A 20,117-nucleotide genomic window follows, 5' to 3' on the forward strand; every position below is an offset into this window, starting at 1 on the left:
CAGAGAAGTGCATTCGATGAAATTGCGGGACCTCGCCGGAAATGCGTTTCCGGAACTCAAAGCTGAACTCGAAGGGCCGGCCGGCGCGCTGGAGATTTCCGGTCTGTCTTCCGACAGCCGCAAGATCGCGCCCGGCATGGCTTTCGTGGCGATTGCCGGCTCCAAGGCCGATGGCGCAGGCTTCATTGCCGATGCTGTTGCCAAGGGTGCTGCCGTCGTCATCGCATCGCACGCAGTCGAAACTCGCGCGCCGGTTCTGGTCGTTGCCGAACCGCGCCGTTTCCTCTCCGTTGCCGCCTCGCGTTTCTACGGCCGCCAGCCGGCGACGATGGTCGCGGTGACGGGCACCGCCGGCAAGACCTCGGTTGCCTCCTTCGTCAGGCAGATCTGGGCGCAGGCCGGCCACGCTGCCGCCATGATCGGCACGACCGGCGTCGTTTCGCCGACGCGCAATGAATATGGCTCGCTGACGACGCCCGATACTGTATCGCTGCACCAGCTGCTTGCCGAACTCGCCGACGAGGGCGTCACGCATGCTTCGATGGAGGCCTCCAGCCACGGGCTCGACCAGTATCGCCTCGACGGCGTGAAACTTGCCGCCGCCGCCTTCACCAATCTCGGTCGCGACCATATGGATTACCATCCGACGGTCGAAGACTATATGGCCGCCAAGATGCACCTCTTCGACCGAGTGCTGCCGAAAGGTTCGCCCGCCATCATCTTCGCCGATGATCCATGGTCGGAGCAGGCGATCAAAGCGGCGACGGCTGCGGGCCATGACGTTCGCACGGTCGGGCGCAAGGGCGGCTATCTGACACTGAAGCGCGTCGAGCATTTCCGCCACAAGCAGGTTGCGGAAATCCATGCCGAAGGCGAGATCTTCGAGGTCGATATTCCGCTTGCCGGCGATTTCCAGATTGCCAATGCGCTGGTTGCCGCGGCCCTTGCCATGTCCACGGGCGTTCCGGCGAAGCTCGCGATGGCCGCGCTCGAAAAGCTGCAGGGCGCGTCCGGCCGCCTGGAGCTTGTCGGCCATACCAAGGACGGTGCGCTCGCCTATGTCGATTACGCGCATAAGCCGGACGCGCTGGAAAATGTGTTAAACTCTGTGCGTCCGTTCACAACGGGCCGCGTCATCGTCGTGTTCGGCTGCGGCGGCGACCGCGACCGTGGCAAACGACCGATCATGGGCGAGATCGCCTGCCGGCTTGCCGATGTCGTCATCGTCACCGATGACAACCCGCGCTCGGAAGTGCCGGCTGAGATCCGCGCCGAGATCATGGCGGCGGCGAAATGCGCTTCCGAAATCGGCGACCGCGCAAAGGCGATCCGCGAGGCGGTTCTGCAGCTGAAATCCGGCGATACGCTGATCGTTGCCGGCAAGGGACATGAAGAGGGGCAGACGGTCGGCAGCGTCACGCTGCCGTTTTCCGATCATGCCGAAGTGCGCAAGGCTTTGGAGGAGCGGGTACCATGAACTGGCTCTGGACCACCGAAGACATGATCGCCGCGATGGCGGGCCGTCCCTTCGGTTCGTTGCCGCAAGGCATTACCGGCATTTCCATCGACAGCCGCTCGATCACGCCGGGTGAGGCTTTCTTCGCGATCAAGGGCGACCGTGTTGACGGGCATGACTTTGCCTCGATGGCCGTTGCCAATGGTGCGACTCTGCTCGTCGTCAGCGAAGGCCGTCTGCCGGCCATGGGGCGCCTGACCGTGCCGATGATCGTGGTCGAGGACGTGCTTGCTGCCCTCGGCAAGCTGGGGCAGGCGTCGCGCGAGCGCTCGCGGGCAAAGATCATTGCCGTTACCGGTTCAGTCGGTAAGACGACGACCAAGGAGATGCTGCGCCATGTGCTGTCTCCCTCGGGCAAGGTGCATGCGTCGGTCGCCTCCTTCAACAATCACTGGGGTGTGCCGCTGACCTTGGCGCGCATGCCGATCGACACCTATTTCGGCGTCTTCGAAGTCGGCATGAACCATCCGGACGAGATCCGGCCGCTGGTGAAGATGATCCGCCCGCATGTCGCCGTCATCACGACGATCGCGCCGGCCCATCTCGGCAATTTCCAGAATGTCCAGGAAATCGCTGCCGCCAAGGCAGAGATCTTCGAAGGCCTGGAGCCGGGCGGTGATGTCGTTCTCAACCGTGACAATGAGCAGTTCAATTTCCTGGAGCAGACCGCCCAGGCGCTCGGCATCCAGAAGATCCATTCCTTTGGCCAGCATGCCAAGGCGGAATTCCGCCTTGCCGAGTTCAACGGCTCGGACGAAAGCTCGACGCTCTGGATGACTGTCGGTGGCGAGACCAAGGAAGTGCGCATCGGCGCGCCGGGCCGCCACATTGCTGAAAATGCGCTGGCAGCATTGGGCGTCGTGACGATCGTCGGCGCCAGCCTCGACAAGGCAATCGACGCGCTCGCGACGCTGAAGCCGGAGAAGGGCAGGGGCAAGCGCTACAGGCTGCCGATCGGCAATAGCAGCTTCACGCTGATCGATGAAAGCTATAACGCCAATCCGGCCTCCATGCGCGCGGCGATCGCGCTGCTGGCATCGGCCGAGCCGACCGGCCGGGGCCGCCGCATCGCCGTTCTCGGCGACATGCTGGAGATGGGCGAATTTGCCGAGCAGGTCCATACGGATCTCGCAGGTCCGCTGCTCGCTGCCGGTCTGGAACATGTCTGGCTCGCGGGGCCTGAGATGGTGGCGCTGAAGGGCTCGCTTCCGGAGAGCGTCGCGGTCGAGCATCGCGAGAAGACGGAAGAATTGTTGGAATTCGTTTTGAACTCGGTCGCACCTGGCGACGTGTTGATGGTGAAGTCGTCTTTGGGGATCGGTTTCGGCAAGATTGTTGCCGCGCTCCTTGACAAGTACCCGCCAGTTTCAGACACGCAACGCGATCTATGATCGGGGAAAAGGGGCTTTGAATGCTGATTTGGCTGGTTGAACTGTCGGAATATTTCAAATTTCTGAATCTGTTCAGGTACATTACCTTCCGTGCGGGTGCCGCTCTTTTCACCTCCGCTCTCACCGTTTTCCTCTTCGGGCCTGCTATCATCAATTCGCTGCGCATCCGGCAGGGCAAGGGCCAGCCGATCCGCGCAGACGGGCCGCAGACGCATTTCAAGAAGGCCGGCACCCCGACCATGGGTGGGCTGATGATTCTCGCCGGCATTGTCGGGGCGTCGCTGCTCTGGGCCGATCTTTCCAACGTCTATGTCGTCGCCACCCTGCTCGTGACGCTCGGTTTTGGCGCTATCGGCTTCTATGACGACTATCTCAAGGTTACGAAGCAGAGCCATAAGGGCTTTTCCGGCAAGGCGCGCCTCGGCATCGAATTCATCATCGCCGGCATCGCCGTCTATTTCATGATGCGCACGGCACTGGCCTCCGGCCCTGCCGGCTCGACTTTCGGCTCCTCGATCGCATTCCCCTTCTTCAAGGACTTCATGATCAATATCGGCATCATGTTCGTCGTCTTCGGCGGCTTCGTGATCGTTGGCGCCGGCAATGCCGTGAACTTGACCGACGGCCTCGACGGCCTCGCCATCGTGCCGGTCATGATCGCCGCTGCCGCCTTCGGCATCATCGCCTACCTCGCCGGTAATGCGGTCTTTGCGAATTACCTGCAGATCAATTTCGTGCCCGGTACCGGCGAGCTGGCCGTGGTGCTCGGCGCGGTTATCGGCGCTGGTCTCGGCTTCCTTTGGTTCAATGCTCCGCCGGCCGCAATCTTCATGGGCGACACCGGATCGCTCGCGCTCGGCGGCACGATCGGCACGGTTGCCGTTGCTACCAAGCATGAGATCGTCATGGCGATTGTCGGCGGTCTGTTCGTCATGGAGACGCTGTCGGTCATCATCCAGGTCGGCTTCTTCAAGATGACCGGTCGGCGCGTCTTCCTCATGGCGCCGATCCACCATCACTTCGAAAAGAAGGGCTGGACGGAAAGCCAGGTGGTCATCCGGTTCTGGATCATTGCCGTCGGTCTTGCCATGATCGGTCTTTCCACGCTGAAGCTGCGGTGAGGCGGTCATGATCCCCGTCACGACGCTTGCAGGAAAAAAGGTCGCTCTCTTCGGTCTCGGCGGCTCGGGTCTCGCGACGGCCAAGGCGTTGGTTGCTGGTGGCGCCGATGTCACGGCCTGGGACGACAATCCTGACAGTGTCGTCAAGGCTGCGGCAGACGGTATCGCTACTGCAGACCTGCACATGATCGACTGGAGCGCGCAGGCGCTTTTCGTACTTTCGCCCGGCGTGCCTCTCACCCATCCGAAACCGCATTGGACCGTCGATCTCGCGCGTGCCGCCGGTGCCGATATCGTCGGCGACGTCGAGCTCTTCGTGCGCGAGCGCCGCGCGCATGCTCCCGATTGCCCGTTCATCGCCATCACCGGCACCAACGGCAAATCGACGACGACGGCGCTGATCGCCCATATCCTGAAATCGAGCGGCCGCGATACACAGCTTGGCGGCAATATCGGCACGGCCGTGCTGACGCTCGATCCGCCGAAGGCCGAGCGCTATTTCGTCGTCGAATGCTCGTCCTATCAGATCGACCTTGCGCCGACACTCAATCCGTCCGCCGGCATCCTGCTCAACCTGACGCCCGATCACCTCGATCGTCATGGCACGATGCAGCACTATGCAGATGTCAAGGAACGGCTTGTCGCCGGCAGTGATGTCGCCATCGTCGGTGTCGATGACAGCTTTTCGGTGCTGATCGCCGACCGTATCGAGCGGGCAGGGGTGAAGGTGGTCAGGATTTCCCGCCGCAACGTGCTGGCTGACGGTATCTACGCCGAAGGCACGAAGCTCATCCAGGCAGTAAGTGGGGCGATGCTGCCCTTCGTCGATCTCGACGGCATCCAGACGCTGCGCGGCGGCCACAATGCGCAGAATGCCGCTGCCGCGGTCGCTGCCTGCCTTGCCGTCGGCGTTTCCGCCGAGGAGATCCGCGCGGGCTTGGCATCCTTTCCCGGCCTCAAGCACCGCATGCAGCCGGTCGGCCGGCGAGGCAATGTCGTCTTCGTCAATGATTCCAAGGCGACCAATGCGGATGCTGCAGCACCGGCGCTTTCAAGCTACGATCGCATCTACTGGATTGCCGGCGGATTGCCGAAGGCCGGTGGCATCACGACGCTTGCACCCTATTTCCCGCGCATCGCCAAGGCCTATCTGATCGGCGAGGCGGCGGCGGAATTTGCCGCGACGCTTGGCGAGGCGGTGCCTTACGAAATTTCAGGCACGCTGGAGCGGGCAGTCCTGCATGCGGCGGCGGATGCCGAAAGGGACGAGACCGGCCCTCTGGCCGTGATGTTATCCCCGGCTTGCGCAAGCTTCGATCAATATAAGAACTTCGAAGTCAGGGGCGATGCCTTTGTTGGTCATGTGGCTGCCCTTGACGGCGTGACGATGCTGATCAATTCGGCAACAGGAGGCAAATGACATGGTGAGCCGCGCAGAACGTGGAGCATTGGCCGATTGGTTCTGGACCATCGACCGCTTTTTCCTGGCCTTGTTCCTGTTCCTGATGGGCATCGGCTTCATGCTCTCGTTTGCGGCTTCGCCGGCGGTTGCCGAGCGTATCGGCCTGGAACCCTTCCACTTCGTCAAGCGTCACGCGGCCTTCATGATCCCGTCGATCGGCGTTATGCTCGGCCTTTCCTTCCTGACGCCGCGCCAGGTGCGGCGCACCGCGATCATCCTGCTGATCGTCGCCCTTGCTATGATGCTTCTGGCGTTGTTCTTCGGCATCGAGGTCAAGGGGTCCCGCCGCTGGGTCACGCTCGCGGGTGTTTCGATCCAGCCGTCGGAATTCATGAAGCCGGCCTTCGTCGTGGTCTGCGCCTGGCTCTTTGCCGAGCATGCCCGCCAGCCGGAAATTCCGGGCAATCTCTTTGCCATCATCCTGTTCGGCATTGTCGCAGCCCTTCTCGTGGCGCAGCCTGACCTTGGCCAGACGATCCTGACGACGGCGGTGTGGGGCGGCATGTTCTTCATGGCCGGCATGCCGTGGCTCTGGATCATCGTGCTCGGCGCCGGCGGCGCGGGTGGCCTGGTGACCGCCTATTACGTCTTCCCTCACGTGGCGGGCCGAATAGACAAGTTCCTGACCGGCGAAGGCGATACGTTCCAGATCGATACTGCCCGCGAGGCGATCATCCGCGGCGACTGGTTCGGCCAGGGGCCGGGCGAGGGCATCGTCAAGCGCATCATTCCAGACGCCCATACCGACTTCATCTTTTCGGTCGCGGCCGAGGAATTCGGCATCGTCTTCTGTATCGCGCTCGTTGCCATCTTCACCGTGCTGGTGCTGCGCGGCCTGTCGCATGCTTACCGCGAACGCAACGACTTCAGCCGTTTTGCCGTCGCCGGGCTCGTGCTGCAGATGGGTATCCAGTCGATCATCAATATCGGCGTCAATCTCGAACTGCTGCCGGCCAAGGGCATGACGCTGCCGCTGATTTCCTACGGCGGTTCGTCGATGGTGGCGATCTGCGTGACGGCCGGCTTCATTCTGGCGCTGACGCGCCATCGTCCGGAAAAACGTGCGCAGGACCGGAGCCTCTTCCGCGTGCCGCACGGCATGCCGGCGGAGTAAGGGGATTATGAGCAAGGGCATCGTCCTTCTTGCCGCCGGGGGAACCGGCGGCCACGTCTTTCCGGCAGAAGCGCTTGCCTTCAAGCTCAGGGAGCGCGGCTATTCCGTGCATCTCGTCACCGACAGCCGTGCGGAGCGCTATGCCGGCAAGTTTCCGGCCGACGAGATCCATGTCGTGCCGTCGGCGACGATCGGTTCGAAGAACCCGGTCGCCGTTGCCCGCTCGCTCTGGAAGCTCTGGACCGGCATGCGGGCGGCAAAAAGGCTGATCCAGCGGCTGAAGCCTGTCGTCGTCGTTGGCTTCGGCGGCTATCCGACCGTGCCGCCGTTGCTCGCCGCCACGCGCCTCGGCGTTCCCTCGATGCTGCACGAGCAGAATGCCGTCATGGGCCGCGCCAACAAGGCGCTGGCGCCGCGCGTCAGGGCGATTGCCGGCGGCTTCCTGCCTGAGAGCGGCGGACCATTTTCCGACAAGACGGTCGCGACCGGCAATCCCGTGCGCCCGGCGATCCTTGCCGCAGCCGAGCAGCCCTATATGCCTTCGCATCCCGGTGAGCCGTTCAATCTCGTCGTCTTCGGCGGCAGCCAGGGCGCGCAATATTTCTCCAAGGCGATGCCGACGGCGATCAGCCTGCTCGACGATGCGCTGCGCGCGCGGCTGAGGGTAACCCAGCAGGTTCGCCCTGAGGATATGGAGACGGTGCGCGGGTGCGTGGTGCAGCTGCAGATGGCTGCGGATATTGCGCCGTTTTTCAACGACATGGCGGAGCGTCTTGCCAAGGCGCATCTGGTCATCTGCCGTTCGGGCGCCTCGACGGTTTCGGAAATCTCGGTCATCGGCCGTCCGGCCGTGCTGGTGCCTTATCCGCATGCGCTCGACCATGATCAGGCGGCCAATGCCGCAGCGCTTGCGGCGACCGGCGGAGCCAAGGTGATCGCCCAGTCGGAGCTTTCGCCGGAGCATATCGCCTCCATCCTGACGCATGTGATGAACGATCCGGAAAAGCTTGCCGGCATGGCGGCTGCCGCCAAGCGTGCGGGAAAACCTGACGCGGCGAACTTGCTTGCCGACATGGTTGAGGCTATTGCCGCCGGCAAGACAGTTACAGAATTCAAGGGGGCACGCACATGAAGCTGCCAAAGGCGATAGGCCTTGTCCATTTCATCGGCATCGGCGGTATCGGCATGAGCGGTATCGCCGAAGTGCTGCATAATCTCGGCCATAGGGTGCAGGGATCGGATCAATCCGACAGCGCCAATGTCCAGCGCCTGCGCGACAAAGGCATTGAGGTCTTCGTCGGCCACAGGGCGGAAAACCTCGGCGATGCCGAAGTCGTCGTCGTGTCGACCGCGATCAAGAAGAGCAATCCGGAACTCATTGCCGCGCGCGAAAAGCTCTTGCCGGTCGTGCGCCGCGCCGAAATGCTGGCCGAGCTGATGCGCTTCCGCAATGCGATCGCCATCGGCGGCACGCACGGCAAGACGACGACCACCTCGCTCGTCGCCGCACTGCTCGAGGCCGGCGGGCTGGACCCGACCGTCATCAATGGCGGCATCATCAATGCCTACGGCACGAATGCGCGCATGGGCGAGGGCGAGTGGATGGTGGTCGAGGCGGACGAATCCGACGGTACCTTCCTGAAGCTGCCGGCCGATGTGGCCGTCGTCACTAATATCGACCCCGAACATCTCGACCACTACGGCAATTTCGATGCCGTTCGCGCCGCCTTCCGGCAGTTCGTCGAGAATGTGCCTTTCTACGGCTTCGGCGTCATGTGCCTCGATCATCCCGAGGTGCAGGCGTTGGTCAGCCGCATTGAGGACCGCAAGGTCATCACCTATGGCGAAAACCCGCAGGCCGATGTGCGCTTCATGAATGTGCGCATCGACGGCACGCGCTCGATCTTCGACGTCGAGATACGCCGCCGCCGCACTGGTCAGGTCATTCGGCTCAACGATCTCATCATGCCGATGCCCGGCCGTCACAATATTTCGAATGCGACTGCGGCCGTTGCCGTGGCCAACCGGCTTGGCATCTCCCGCGAGGATATCGCCAAGGGGCTTGCCTCCTTCGGTGGTGTGAAGCGTCGCTTCACGCTGACGGGCGAATGGAACGGCGTGCAGATCTTCGACGATTACGGCCATCACCCGGTCGAGATCAAGGCGGTGCTGCGCGCTGCCCGCGAAGCCTGCAAGGGCCGGATCATCGCGGTGCACCAGCCGCACCGCTACACACGCCTGTCGAGCCTCTTCGAGGAATTCGCGGCCTGCTTCAACGATGCCGACAGCATCTTCATTGCGCCTGTTTATGCCGCGGGCGAGGATTTGATCGAGGGAGCGGATTCGGAATCGCTCGTTTCCCGCATCAAATCGGGTGGCCATCGTGACGCCCGTTTCCTTCCTTCGGCGGAGGCTCTACCTCAGATGGTAGCAGAGATTGCAAAGCCCGGGGACTTTGTGGTTCTGTTGGGGGCTGGTAGCATTACATATTGGGCAGCAGCGCTGCCGAAGCAGTTGCAAGACCTTTCAGGAAAGTCCGCATGAAACAGGTTAACGGGGAAAAGCTTCTTGCCTCTCTCGGAGAAGGCGTAAAGGACATTCGCGGCCGACTGACGCCGGATGCCCCCATGGATCGCGTCACCTGGTTCCGCGCCGGCGGTCTGGCCGAGCTGATGTTCCAGCCGCATGACGAGGAAGACCTGATCGCCTTCTTGAAGATTCTACCGGATGAAGTGCCGCTGACGGTGGTCGGCGTCGGCTCGAATATCCTGGTGCGCGATGGCGGCATTCCGGGCGTCGTGCTGCGCCTGTCGGCCAAGGGCTTCGGCTTTGTCGAACTCGCCGGCGAAAACCGCATTCTTGCCGGCGCCATCTGCCCGGACAAGCATGTGGCCGCCATGGCGATGGACAACGGCATCGGCGGTTTCGCTTTCTATTACGGCATTCCCGGCGGTATCGGCGGTGCTGCCCGCATGAATGCCGGCGCCAATGGCTCCGAGACGAAGGATCGCGTCGTCGAGGTCCGCGCGATCGACCGCAAGGGCAACAAGCATGTCCTCACGAATGCCGAGATGGGCTATTCCTATCGCCACTCCGATGCTGCGGATGATCTGATCTTCACATCGGTGCTTTTCGAGGGCTATGCCGACGACCGTGCCAAGATTCGCGCCGATATGGATGCCGTGCGCAATCACCGCGAGACGGTACAGCCGATTCGCGAAAAGACCGGCGGCTCGACTTTCAAGAACCCCGAGGGTCATTCGGCCTGGAAGCTGATTGATGAAGCGGATTGCCGCGGTCTCGTCATCGGCAGCGCGCAGATGTCGTCGCTTCACTGCAACTTCATGATCAACATGGGGCAGGCGACGGGCTACGATCTCGAATATCTGGGCGAGGAAGTGCGCCGCAAGGTTTTCGAAATGTCAGGCATCAAGCTCGAATGGGAAATCAAGCGTCTCGGCCTTTTCATGCCCGACCGTGAGGTTCGCCCCTTTCAGGGCGTGACGTCAGAGTAACCTTTAAAGCGTGTCGCGATCTTTCAGATCCGCTTGGCACGCTTTAACTCTTTGTTTGACGCATGTCGTTGTCGAAAACGGCTGCACACTTTTGCGCGACATGCTTTAGTTCACCGCAAGCCTCAGGCCTTCGCGCGGCGTGATGACTGGCGACCAGCCCAGCACGTCGCGGGTGTGGGATATATCGACCTGCAGCGAGCCGCAGAGGCGCTGATAGACGGCTTCCTTTCCGGTGATCCTGGCTGCCATATGCATCAGGGACGGGGGGAAGGGCAGCAGCATCGGTTTGACGGAGAGGCCTGCGGCAATGCCCTCGACCAGCGCGGGCGTCGAAAGATCTTCGCCATCTCCGGCAAGGAAGGTTTCGCCGGCGGCGGCGGGATGCTGCATGCAGGTGATGATCAGGTCGACGAGGTTCTGCACTGCGACCAGCGTGCGGCGGTTTTTCAGCGAGGCGAAGGGCAGCGGCAGTTTCTTGCGGACAAGCCCGACAAGCAGCGCGAAGTTGCCGCGCGCGCCGGGACCGTAGACCAGCGGCGGGCGGACGATAACAACCTCCATGCCGGTGCGGGCGGCGATCTCGCGCAGGCCGATTTCGCTTTCCATCTTGGAAATGCCGTAGGGATCGAGGGGCTTCGGCGTGTCGTCGTGCCGGAACGGCCGGTCGTTCTCTTCGCCGTTGACCTTGATGGTGCTGATGAAGACGAACCGTTTCACACCCGCACGGGCGGCCTGTTCGGCAAGGTTCAGGGTGGAAGCGGTGTTGGCGCGGCGGAAGTCCGCCAGTGGATCTGCCGAACGATCGTTCATGATGTGAACGCGGGCGGCGAGATGGACGATGACGTCGACGCCGTCGAGTGCTGCCGTCCAGTCGGTCTTCTCGGTGATATCGACCGGGAAATGCCTGATATCGGACGGGAAGGCCGATGTCGCGGAACGTGTCGTGACCGTTACGTCGCAAATCCGCTCTCTGTGCAGCCGTTCGACAAGCGGACCGCCGACGAAGCCGGCTGCGCCGGTGACGAGGCATCGCATGATCTTCTCCCTGTTCGCCCGTAGAGGCCTTGGCTAACCGGAAGCGCTGGCTGCATCAATAAAAAAAGCCGCGACGGCGGGCGGCGCGGCTTTTTGTTCAGATGGTAAGTGGCTCAGACTTCTTCGCGACCCGACAGCAGGATGCAGATCAGCGAGATCGCAGCCGAGGCGGCGAGATAGTAGCCGACATAGTTGAGGTTGTAGTTGGTTGCGAGCCAGGTGGCGATATAGGGAGCAAGCGAAGCCCCGAAGATGCCGCCGAGGTTGAACGTCATCGAGGCGCCGGTGTAGCGCACCATGGTCGGGAAGGGAGCTGCCAGGGCAGCGCCGATCGGACCATAGGTGAATCCCATCAGGCCGAGGCCGATGATCGAGCACAGAACCGCGCCGGTCAGGCCTGCCGTCAGCAGGCTCGCATAGAAGAAGCCGAAGACGGCGATGGCGATCGTAGTCAGGATCAGGATCAGGCGACGCGAGTAGCGGTCCGACAGCCAGCCGGAGAGCGGGATCGTCAGGCCGAAGAAGACGACGCCGACGAGCTGGATGACCAGGAACTGCTCGCGCGAATAGCCGAGTTTCGTCGTGCCCCAGGACAGCGTGAAGACCGTCATCAGGTAGAAGAGCACGAAGGTGGCGACTGCGATGAACGTGCCGAGGATGAGGCTGCGCAGGTGGCCGCGGAAGACGGTCGCGACGGGAACGGCGACGCGCTCGTGCTTTTCGACAGCCTTCTGGAATTCAGGCGTTTCGGCGATCTTCAGGCGGACATAGAGACCGACGGCGACGAGCGCGAGACTGGCGATGAAGGGAATGCGCCAGCCATAGGCGAGGAAGTCCTCGTTGCTCATGGTTTCCGCCAGGATCAGGAAGAAGCCGGAGGAAAGGATGAAGCCGATCGGCGCGCCGAGCTGCGGGAACATGGCGTACCAGCTGCGCTTGCCGGGAGGTGCGTTTTCCGTCGCGAGCAGCACGGCGCCACCCCATTCGCCGCCGAGGCCGAGGCCCTGGCCGAAGCGGCACAGCGCGAGCAGCAACGGAGCGGCGATGCCGATCGCATCATAACCCGGCAGGATGCCGATCACGACGGTAGACAGGCCCATGGTCATGAGGGCGGCCACGAGCGTCGCCTTGCGGCCAACCTTGTCGCCGAAATGGCCGAAGACCACGGCGCCGAAGGGGCGGGCGAAGAAGGCGATCGAGAAGGTCACGAGCGACTGCAGGAGTGCGGAGGTCGGATCGCTCGAGGGAAAGAAGAGGTGCGGGAAAACGATGACGGCTGCCGTCGCGTAGACGTAGAAGTCGAAGAATTCGATGGTGGTGCCGATGAGGCTGGCAATCAGGACGCGTGCCGGAGAATTGACCTGCGTGCTGGTCGAAGGGCTCGGCGATACGGAGATCGCTTCTGTCATGTTCATTCCAATCAGTATTTTTATCGATTTGCTTGGGAGCTGCCGCTCTTAACGCAATTTTAAGGCTGAGAAAATGCCCGGACACGCAAGAATATGACGCTAACGACATTATCCGCGGGTGTGACCGGGCTGCCTCGATGGGCAGGCTCGGCGCTTTTTCAACCTTGCGCCAAGCTTGGCATGGGCTAGCCGCGAACTTGACCGGAATCAAATTGTAATTGACTGATAAGTACTCTCTGGTTGAGAGAATGGAGGGGCACACATGCAAAAAAGTCTTGCTGCCGAGTTTTTCGGTACATTCTGGCTGGTCTTCGGCGGATGCGGCAGTGCTGTGTTCGCGGCCGCCTATCCTGAACTTGGCATCGGTTTTGCCGGCGTGGCGCTGGCGTTCGGTTTGACCGTCCTCACCATGGCCTATGCCGTGGGCGGCATTTCCGGCGGCCATTTCAATCCCGCCGTCTCTCTCGGCCTTGTTGTTGCGGGACGTTTTCCCGCGGCTAGCCTCGTTCCCTATGTGGTCGCACAGGTGGTCGGTGCCATCGTCGCTGCCGCAGCGCTCTATCTCATCGCCAGCGGCAAGGCGGGTTTCGAGCTCGGCGGGTTTGCGGCCAACGGATATGGCGAACATTCTCCGGGCGGTTATTCGCTGCTTTCGGCACTGCTGATCGAAGTTCTGCTGACCATGTTTTTCCTGATCATCATCCTGGGATCGACAAGCAGCCGGGTACCCGCAGGCTTTGCGCCGCTTGCGATCGGCCTGGGGCTGACGCTGATTCACCTCGTCTCGATCCCCGTGACGAATACCTCCGTCAATCCGGCGCGTTCGACCGGGCAGGCGCTTTTCGTCGGCGGCTGGGCGCTGCAGCAACTCTGGCTGTTCTGGATCGCGCCGCTTGCGGGCGGTGCGATCGGCGGCCTCGTCTGGAAATTCTTCGGCGATAAGGACTGACTGCAAAACATCAGGACATGCCATTGAACCCGCGTGGTTTTTCCGCGCGGGTTTTTCATTTTCCATCGCCTTCCCGGCCGGTTCGCTGTGATATTCGCGCGACCGCAAGGGCAGAAAAATGAAGCATGTGGCAAGGCGGAGTTAACGAAAGTAAACGGTTCGTTAACCATAATGATGTTCTAATGCACCCAAGTCAGGCAAAGGCCACGAAGCGCGCAGACCAGCTTCGCGCAAGCCTAGGTTCTGCAAAGTGAAAGTTATTTTTGGGGGTGTTGATGAGTCGCGAGCACGTAGCTGTCCTGATGGGCGGGTTTTCCTCGGAGAGGCCTGTCAGCCTTTCCTCGGGAAAAGCGTGTGCCGATGCCCTTGAAGGTGAAGGCTTCAAGGTGACGCGCATCGATGTCGAGCGCGACATTTCCGAAAAGCTCTCCGCTCTGAAACCTGATGTTGTCTTCAATGCCTTGCACGGGCCTTTCGGCGAGGACGGTACTATCCAGGGTATCCTCGAATATCTGCAGATCCCCTATACGCATTCGGGCGTGCTTGCCTCGGCACTTGCCATGGATAAGGGCCGGGCGAAGCGGGTGGCTGCCGCTGCCGACGTTCCGGTTGCCGAATCGCAGGTTCTGAACCGCTTCTCGTTTCCATCGGAGCATCCGATGAAGGCGCCTTATGTGGTGAAGCCGGTGCGCGAGGGTTCCAGCTTCGGTGTCGTCATCGTCGGCGAGGATCAGGCGCACCCGCCGCAGGTCATCGGTTCGGCCGAATGGCGCTACGGCGAGGAAGTCATTGTCGAGCGCTATATCCATGGTCGTGAACTGACCTGCGGCGTCATGGGTGATCAACCCATGGATGTCATCGAGGTGGTGCCCCAGGGCCACAATTTCTATGATTACGACTCCAAGTATGCGTCAGGTGGTTCAAAACACGTCTTGCCGGCTAAAATTTCACCGAAAATTTACCAAAAAATACAAACATTGGCGTTAAGGGCGCATCAAGCAATCGGTTGTCGCGGCGTCAGTCGGTCCGACTTTCGTTACGACGATCGGTTTTCCGAGGACGGCGAGCTCATCTGGCTGGAGGTCAATACCCAGCCGGGCATGACACCAACCTCCCTTGTGCCCGAAATGGCCGGCCATGCCGGATATTCCTTTGGTGCATTTCTCCGGTGGATGGTGGAGGACGCGTCTTGTTTGCGTTGACGGTCAAAAGGATAGGGCGCCCCAGCCGTTATGCCGAGCTTCCCATCGTAGAAGCCGACGAACGCCGCGTGCTGCCGCGTCCGCTGCGCCGCGTCGTGCGCTTCCTCGTCAGCCTCGGTACCGGCCGCATTCATATTCCGGCCCATACGGGCACGGTTTCGGCGTTCGGCTTCCTGGCTGCGACCGGTCTCTACGGCATGTCGCTCGGCGGTCATACGGAAGCCGTCGCGCAGGCAACGACCAGCGCTGTCGGCTTTGCCATCGAGGACGTGAAGGTTTCCGGCAACAACCAGACTTCCGAAATCGAGATCCTGCAGCTTCTCGGTCTCGACGGCGCGACGTCGCTTGTCGCTCTCGACGTCGATGCTGCGCGCCAGAAGATCGCACGCCTTCCCTGGGTCGAGAATGTCGAAGTCCGCAAGGTCTATCCGAAGACAATCGAGGTGAAGCTCTCTGAGCGCAATGCCTATGCCATCTGGCAGCACGGTCAGGAGCTGTCGCTGATCGAGAAGAGCGGCAGCGTGATCGCGCCGCTTCGCGACAACAAGTTTTCGACCCTGCCGCTCGTCGTCGGCCGTGATGCCGAAACGGCTGCGGCCTCCATCGAGGACGCCTTCGCCAAGTGGCCGGATGTCAAGGCTCGCGTGAAGGCTTATGTCTGGGTTTCCGGCCGCCGCTGGGATCTGCACATGGATAATGGCGTCGTCGTCAAGCTGCCGGAAGATGACCTCGATCAGGCGCTCGCGACGCTTTCGAAATTCGACAGGGAACAGCAGCTTCTGGAGCGTGATATCGCTGCAGTCGATCTCAGGCTGCCGGATCGCACGACGATCCAGCTGACGCCCGAGGCGGCAGCCCGCCGACAGGCCGCGGTAGCGACGCGCACCAAGGAATTGAAGAAGGCGGGGCAGAATATATGAGCATGTTCGGTTCATCCCATTTTGGATTGCCGCGCCTGAAGCCGCTTTCGTCGAAGCGGTCGCATATCGTTTCGGTGCTCGACATCGGCTCGACCAAGGTCGTCTGCATGATCGGCCGGCTGACGCCGCGTGAGGAAAGCCAGATCCTGCCGGGCCGCACGCACAATATCGAGATCATCGGCATCGGCCATCAGCGTTCGCGCGGTATCAAGACCGGCGTAATCGCCGATCTTGATGCGCTGGAAAGCGTCATCCGTCTCGCAGTCGATGCGGCCGAGCGCATGGCGGGCCTCACCGTCGAAAGCCTGATCGTCAACTTGACGGCCGGCCGTCTCGGCAGCGACATCTATACGGCGACCATCGATCTCGGTGGCCAGGAAGTCGAGCTGAACGACCTGAAGAAGGTGCTTTCGGCGGCCTGCCAGCAGTCGCTGCGCCAGGACCGCGCCGTTCTGCATTCGCTGGCGACCGGCTTCTCGCTCGATGGCGAACGCGGCATCCGCGATCCGCTGGCGATGTATGGCGATGCGCTCGGCGTCGACATGCATGTCGTGACGGCGGAACGCTCGGCGCTCAAAAATCTCGAGCTCAGCGTCAACAGGGCGCATCTTTCGGTGGAAGGAATCGTTGCGACACCTTATGCATCCGGTCTTGCCGCACTCGTCGACGATGAAGTCGAGCTTGGTTGTGCGGCCATCGACATGGGCGGCGGCACGACGACGATTTCGGTCTTTGCCGAAGGCAAGCTTGTCCATACCGATGCTGTCGGCCTCGGCGGTCATCATGTGACGACCGACCTCGCACGCGGCCTTTCCACCCGGATCGAGGATGCTGAGCGTTTGAAGGTGGTTCATGCTTCGGCGCTGAGCAATTCTTCCGATGAGCGCGAACTGATCTCCATTCCGCCGATCGGCGAGGATGACCGGGATCAGCCGAGCCAGGTGCCGCGGGCTCTCGTCTCGCGCATCGTTTCGGCGCGTATCGAGGAGACGATGGAACTCATCCGCGACCGCATCCAGCGCTCGGGCTTCAGCCCGATCGTCGGCAAGCGCGTCGTGCTGACGGGCGGCGCCAGCCAGCTGACCGGCCTTGCCGAAGTGGCGCGGCGCATTCTGGCCCGCAACGTCCGTATCGGCCGTCCGATGGGTGTTTCGGGTCTTCCGACGGCGGCCAAGGGTCCGGCCTTTTCGACGGCCGTCGGGTTGATGATCTATCCGCAGGTCGCGGACATGGAAACACATGCGTCACAGAGCAGCCTGCTCCTGTCGCTTGGGGGTAATAACAGCCGCATCGCCCGCATGGGCCAGTGGCTGAAGGAAAGCTTTTGAAATTGAGTGAATTGGCCGGCGTGGCGATGCGGCCAGAGAGAGAAGGAACAGGTACCATGACTATCAAGCTGCAAAAGCCTGACATCACCGAGCTGAAGCCGCGCATCACCGTGTTCGGCGTTGGCGGCGGCGGCGGCAATGCTGTCAACAACATGATCTCCGCCGGTCTCCAGGGCGTCGACTTCGTCGTTGCCAATACGGACGCCCAGGCGCTGACCATGACGAAGGCCGAACGGATCATCCAGCTCGGCGCCAACGTCACCGAAGGTCTCGGCGCCGGCTCGCAGCCGGAAGTCGGCCGCGCGGCTGCCGAAGAGTGCATCGACGAGATCATCGACCACCTGAACGGGACGCATATGTGCTTCGTTACCGCCGGCATGGGCGGCGGCACCGGCACTGGCGCTGCTCCTGTCGTCGCGCAGGCCGCCCGCAACAAGGGCATCCTGACGGTCGGTGTGGTCACCAAGCCATTCCACTTCGAAGGCGGACGCCGCATGCGTCTGGCCGAATCCGGCATCCAGGAACTGCAGAAGTCGGTCGACACGCTGATCGTCATTCCGAACCAGAATCTTTTCCGGATTGCCAACGACAAGACGACCTTCGCCGACGCCTTCGCCATGGCCGACCAGGTTCTCTACTCCGGCGTTGCCTGCATCACCGACCTGATGGTGAAGGAAGGTCTCATCAACCTCGACTTCGCCGACGTCCGCTCGGTCATGCGCGAAATGGGCAGGGCAATGATGGGTACGGGTGAAGCTTCCGGTTCGGGCCGCGCCATGCAGGCCGCCGAAGCGGCGATTGCCAACCCGCTGCTCGACGAAACTTCGATGAAGGGCGCACAGGGCCTGCTGATCTCCATCACCGGCGGTCGCGACCTCACGCTGTTCGAAGTCGACGAAGCTGCGACCCGCATCCGCGAAGAAGTCGATCCGGACGCCAACATCATCCTCGGGGCAACCTTCGACGAATCGCTCGAAGGTATCATCCGCGTCTCGGTCGTCGCCACCGGCATCGACCGTGCGATGAACCAGGCTGCCGACCGTGGGTTCCAGCCGGCCGCAAAGCCCGCTATCCGTCCCTCCGCGGCCGTTGCTCCGGCACCGGCCGCAGTTCAGCCTGCTCCAGTCATGCAGGCACCGAAGGCTGACCAGATTGCGCAGACCATCCGCGAGGCTGAAGTCGCGATGGAACGTGAACTGGAAATCCCGGCCCCACGTGCCGCTGCTCCTGTCCAGCAGCAGCCGGTGATGCAGGAAACCTTCCGTCCGCAGAGCAAGATCTTCGCTGCACAGGAAGCAGCTCCGGTCATGCGTCAGGCTCCGCTGCAGCCGGTTCCGATCATGCAGCAGCCGGCTCCACAGCCGGTCATGCAGCAGCCGGTCCGTCATGAGCCTGTCATCCGCCAGGCGCCCGAACAGGTCCGCATGCCGAAGGTCGAGGATTTCCCGCCGGTCGTCCAGGCCGAGATCGACCATCGCTCGCAGCCTGCTGCTTCGCATGTCCAGGAAGAGCGCGGCCCGATGGGTCTCTTGAAGCGAATCACCAATTCGCTCGGCCGCCGCGAAGAGGAAGTCGCTCCGGAAATGACGTCTGCGCCGGCTGCCTCCTCGCAGCAGCGCCGTCCGTTGTCGCCGGAGGCAAGCCTCTACGCACCGCGTCGCGGCAACCTCGACGACCAGGGTCGTGCCGTTCCGCAGGCCCGCATGATGCAGGAAGACGACCAGCTGGAAATCCCTGCATTCCTGCGCCGCCAGTCGAACTGAGAAGAACGCTTCTCCACAGAAAACGCCCGGGGCCGAAATCCTGGGCGCTTGCATTTCTAGGTGCTTGAATTCTAGATGTTTTTGGCACCGAGATTTTCGTAACAAACCGAAACGAACAGTGATTTGGATTGCGGCGTGCCTCCACGTAAGTATGAAGCAAGCGAACTGCTCCAAGAGTCTGCTTTAAGCGGCACCGGGCAGTGTAGAAGAACACCGGACCGGCTGGCAGCGACGGGTGCGGAAGAATAAAGGCAGAATTTTATGGGACTTGGCTTGTTGGGCTTTCAAACGACGGTATCGCGTCCGGTAACTCTTTCGGGTATCGGCGTTCATTCTGGTGCCGACGTTTCGATCACCTTCAATCCGGCCGAAGCCGGTACCGGCGTTATTTTCCAGCGCGTGCATGACAACGGCGACGTCACCGAACTGAAGGCCGTTTCCTCGCAGGTCGGCAATACCGATCTCTGCACCGTTCTCGGCTTCTCGGCTGCGCATTCCGTCGCGACGATCGAACATGTCATGGCCGCCGTTTACGCGCTTGGCCTCGACAATGTCGTCATCGAAGTCACCGGCGCCGAAATGCCGATCATGGATGGCAGCTCGGTTCCCTTCGTCGAAGCCATCGAGCAGGTCGGCCTCGTTTCCCTCGGCGTCAAGCGCCGCTACATTCGTATCACCAAGCCTGTTCGTATCGAGCATGGTGGCTCCTGGTGCGAGTTCCGCCCCTATGACGGCACGCGCTTCGAAGTCGAGATCGATTTCGAATGCCCGCTGATCGGCCGCCAGAAATGGGAAGGCGACCTGACCGCCACCGTCTTCAAGACCGAGCTGTCGCGCGCGCGCACTTTCGGCTTCATGCGCGATGTCGAGCGCCTCTGGGCTTCGGGCCATGCTCTCGGCTCTTCGCTCGAAAACTCCGTCGTCATCTCCGACGACAACACTGTCATCAATGTCGAAGGCCTGCGCTACACCAAGGACGAGTTCGTGCGTCACAAGACGCTCGATGCCGTCGGCGATCTGGCGCTTGCCGGCGCACAGTTTATCGGCTGCTACCGGTCTTATCGCGGCGGCCACAAGATGAACGCCAACGCTCTCAAGGCACTGCTCAGCGATCCCACGGCCTATGAAGTGGTCGAGACGTCGACGCCGCGCCAGCGCGTTACCGTTCGCGAGTTCATTGCAGTCAGCGCTCCGGAATTCGCCCCCTGGTCGGCATGACCTCCAGTATACCAATTAAGGCCAGGGCCGCCTCCCAAAGGGGGCGGTTTTTTTATGACGAAGGGGCGGATAGCGCGCGATAGATGTTTTGCGGCATGTATTTAGCCAACGCCGCTTTGAATGCCGTGAAAAGCCTGACATTCTCGGCAGTGCTGCCACAAAAATGCGTTAATG

At 61.8% G+C, this 20,117-nt stretch carries 16 protein-coding genes; 14 read left to right on the plus strand and 2 right to left on the minus strand.

Annotation, left to right across the window (positions count from 1 at the left end; genetic code table 11):
- Window positions 1-16 precede the first annotated feature (16 nt).
- From FHT87_RS16970 to murB, 8 genes are read left to right on the plus strand one after another with little or no spacing between them, the layout of a single operon-like run.
- Complete coding sequence (locus FHT87_RS16970) at window positions 17-1,477, plus strand: UDP-N-acetylmuramoyl-L-alanyl-D-glutamate--2,6-diaminopimelate ligase (protein ID WP_183731097.1); 1,461 nt, start codon at window positions 17-19, stop codon at window positions 1,475-1,477.
- Window positions 1,474-2,907, plus strand: coding sequence for a UDP-N-acetylmuramoylalanyl-D-glutamyl-2,6-diaminopimelate--D-alanyl-D-alanine ligase (locus FHT87_RS16975; protein ID WP_183803394.1), 1,434 nt, complete (start codon window positions 1,474-1,476; stop codon window positions 2,905-2,907). Before FHT87_RS16970 ends, FHT87_RS16975 begins: the two co-directional genes overlap by 4 nt.
- 20 nt (window positions 2,908-2,927) lie before the next feature.
- Window positions 2,928-4,028, plus strand: a complete 1,101-nt coding sequence (gene mraY / locus FHT87_RS16980; RefSeq protein ID WP_183803397.1) for a phospho-N-acetylmuramoyl-pentapeptide-transferase — start codon at window positions 2,928-2,930, stop codon at window positions 4,026-4,028.
- Between the two features lie 7 nt (window positions 4,029-4,035).
- A complete protein-coding gene (gene murD / locus FHT87_RS16985; RefSeq protein ID WP_183803399.1) occupies window positions 4,036-5,448 on the plus strand; it encodes a UDP-N-acetylmuramoyl-L-alanine--D-glutamate ligase in 1,413 nt (470 codons plus the stop codon).
- Between the two features lies 1 nt (window position 5,449).
- Window positions 5,450-6,604, plus strand: coding sequence for a putative lipid II flippase FtsW (ftsW, locus tag FHT87_RS16990; protein ID WP_183803402.1), 1,155 nt, complete (start codon window positions 5,450-5,452; stop codon window positions 6,602-6,604).
- 7 nt (window positions 6,605-6,611) lie between these two features.
- Window positions 6,612-7,736, plus strand: a complete 1,125-nt coding sequence (murG, locus tag FHT87_RS16995) for an undecaprenyldiphospho-muramoylpentapeptide beta-N-acetylglucosaminyltransferase (RefSeq protein ID WP_183803405.1) — start codon at window positions 6,612-6,614, stop codon at window positions 7,734-7,736.
- Complete coding sequence (gene murC, locus FHT87_RS17000; RefSeq protein ID WP_183731079.1) at window positions 7,733-9,148, plus strand: UDP-N-acetylmuramate--L-alanine ligase; 1,416 nt, start codon at window positions 7,733-7,735, stop codon at window positions 9,146-9,148. The genes murG and murC overlap by 4 nt, the downstream gene beginning before the upstream one ends.
- Complete coding sequence (gene murB, locus FHT87_RS17005) at window positions 9,145-10,119, plus strand: UDP-N-acetylmuramate dehydrogenase (RefSeq protein WP_183803408.1); 975 nt, start codon at window positions 9,145-9,147, stop codon at window positions 10,117-10,119. Before murC ends, murB begins: the two co-directional genes overlap by 4 nt.
- Before the next feature lie 105 nt (window positions 10,120-10,224).
- Here the strand turns inward: murB and FHT87_RS17010 are convergent, their stop codons facing one another.
- Together FHT87_RS17010 and FHT87_RS17015 are read right to left on the minus strand one after the other, a co-directional pair.
- Window positions 10,225-11,154, minus strand: a complete 930-nt coding sequence (locus tag FHT87_RS17010; RefSeq protein ID WP_183803410.1) for an SDR family oxidoreductase — start codon at window positions 11,152-11,154, stop codon at window positions 10,225-10,227.
- 113 nt (window positions 11,155-11,267) lie between these two features.
- On the minus strand, window positions 11,268-12,563 hold the full coding sequence (locus tag FHT87_RS17015) for an MFS transporter (protein WP_183803413.1): 1,296 nt from the start codon (window positions 12,561-12,563) through the stop codon (window positions 11,268-11,270).
- 262 nt (window positions 12,564-12,825) lie between these two features.
- Here FHT87_RS17015 and aqpZ point away from each other — a divergent pair, with 262 nt between their 5' ends.
- The 6 genes from aqpZ (at window position 12,826) to lpxC (ending at window position 19,943) form a co-directional block, all read left to right on the plus strand.
- Window positions 12,826-13,512 (plus strand): aquaporin Z, encoded by a 687-nt coding sequence (aqpZ, locus tag FHT87_RS17020; protein WP_183731069.1) that lies wholly within the window; start codon window positions 12,826-12,828, stop codon window positions 13,510-13,512.
- A gap of 275 nt (window positions 13,513-13,787) precedes the next feature.
- Window positions 13,788-14,714: a D-alanine--D-alanine ligase gene (locus FHT87_RS17025; RefSeq protein WP_183732723.1), complete on the plus strand. Its 927-nt coding sequence runs from the start codon at window positions 13,788-13,790 to the stop codon at window positions 14,712-14,714.
- Window positions 14,702-15,634, plus strand: coding sequence for a cell division protein FtsQ/DivIB (locus FHT87_RS17030; protein ID WP_183803416.1), 933 nt, complete (start codon window positions 14,702-14,704; stop codon window positions 15,632-15,634). The genes FHT87_RS17025 and FHT87_RS17030 overlap by 13 nt, the downstream gene beginning before the upstream one ends.
- The gene (gene ftsA / locus FHT87_RS17035) at window positions 15,631-16,962 is read left to right on the plus strand and encodes a cell division protein FtsA (RefSeq protein ID WP_183731063.1); all 1,332 of its coding nucleotides are present in this window, start codon (window positions 15,631-15,633) and stop codon (window positions 16,960-16,962) included. Before FHT87_RS17030 ends, ftsA begins: the two co-directional genes overlap by 4 nt.
- Before the next feature lie 56 nt (window positions 16,963-17,018).
- Entirely contained in the window at window positions 17,019-18,725 is a 1,707-nt protein-coding gene (ftsZ, locus tag FHT87_RS17040) for a cell division protein FtsZ (protein ID WP_183803419.1), read from the plus strand.
- Window positions 18,726-18,986: 261 nt separating this feature from the next.
- Window positions 18,987-19,943 carry a UDP-3-O-acyl-N-acetylglucosamine deacetylase gene (lpxC, locus tag FHT87_RS17045; RefSeq protein WP_183803422.1) on the plus strand — a complete coding sequence of 319 codons (957 nt, stop codon included), beginning with the start codon at window positions 18,987-18,989 and terminating at the stop codon, window positions 19,941-19,943.
- The last annotated feature ends 174 nt before the right edge of the window (window positions 19,944-20,117 follow it).

The organism is Rhizobium sp. BK316, from assembly GCF_014193695.1.
Lineage (GTDB): Bacteria > Pseudomonadota > Alphaproteobacteria > Rhizobiales > Rhizobiaceae > Rhizobium.

Excerpts from the sequence above, each read along its gene's own strand:
- FHT87_RS16970 (WP_183731097.1), top strand. The coding sequence starts at position 17 with ATGAAATTGCGGGACCTCGCCGGAAATGCGTTTCCGGAACTCAAAGCT.
- FHT87_RS16975 (WP_183803394.1), top strand. The coding sequence starts at position 1,474 with ATGAACTGGCTCTGGACCACCGAAGACATGATCGCCGCGATGGCGGGC.
- mraY (WP_183803397.1), top strand. The coding sequence starts at position 2,928 with ATGCTGATTTGGCTGGTTGAACTGTCGGAATATTTCAAATTTCTGAAT.
- murD (WP_183803399.1), top strand. The coding sequence starts at position 4,036 with ATGATCCCCGTCACGACGCTTGCAGGAAAAAAGGTCGCTCTCTTCGGT.
- ftsW (WP_183803402.1), top strand. The coding sequence starts at position 5,450 with ATGGTGAGCCGCGCAGAACGTGGAGCATTGGCCGATTGGTTCTGGACC.
- murG (WP_183803405.1), top strand. The coding sequence starts at position 6,612 with ATGAGCAAGGGCATCGTCCTTCTTGCCGCCGGGGGAACCGGCGGCCAC.
- murC (WP_183731079.1), top strand. The coding sequence starts at position 7,733 with ATGAAGCTGCCAAAGGCGATAGGCCTTGTCCATTTCATCGGCATCGGC.
- murB (WP_183803408.1), top strand. The coding sequence starts at position 9,145 with ATGAAACAGGTTAACGGGGAAAAGCTTCTTGCCTCTCTCGGAGAAGGC.
- FHT87_RS17010 (WP_183803410.1), bottom strand. The coding sequence starts at position 11,154 with ATGCGATGCCTCGTCACCGGCGCAGCCGGCTTCGTCGGCGGTCCGCTT.
- FHT87_RS17015 (WP_183803413.1), bottom strand. The coding sequence starts at position 12,563 with ATGACAGAAGCGATCTCCGTATCGCCGAGCCCTTCGACCAGCACGCAG.
- aqpZ (WP_183731069.1), top strand. The coding sequence starts at position 12,826 with ATGCAAAAAAGTCTTGCTGCCGAGTTTTTCGGTACATTCTGGCTGGTC.
- FHT87_RS17025 (WP_183732723.1), top strand. The coding sequence starts at position 13,788 with ATGAGTCGCGAGCACGTAGCTGTCCTGATGGGCGGGTTTTCCTCGGAG.
- ftsA (WP_183731063.1), top strand. The coding sequence starts at position 15,631 with ATGAGCATGTTCGGTTCATCCCATTTTGGATTGCCGCGCCTGAAGCCG.
- ftsZ (WP_183803419.1), top strand. The coding sequence starts at position 17,019 with ATGACTATCAAGCTGCAAAAGCCTGACATCACCGAGCTGAAGCCGCGC.
- lpxC (WP_183803422.1), top strand. The coding sequence starts at position 18,987 with ATGGGACTTGGCTTGTTGGGCTTTCAAACGACGGTATCGCGTCCGGTA.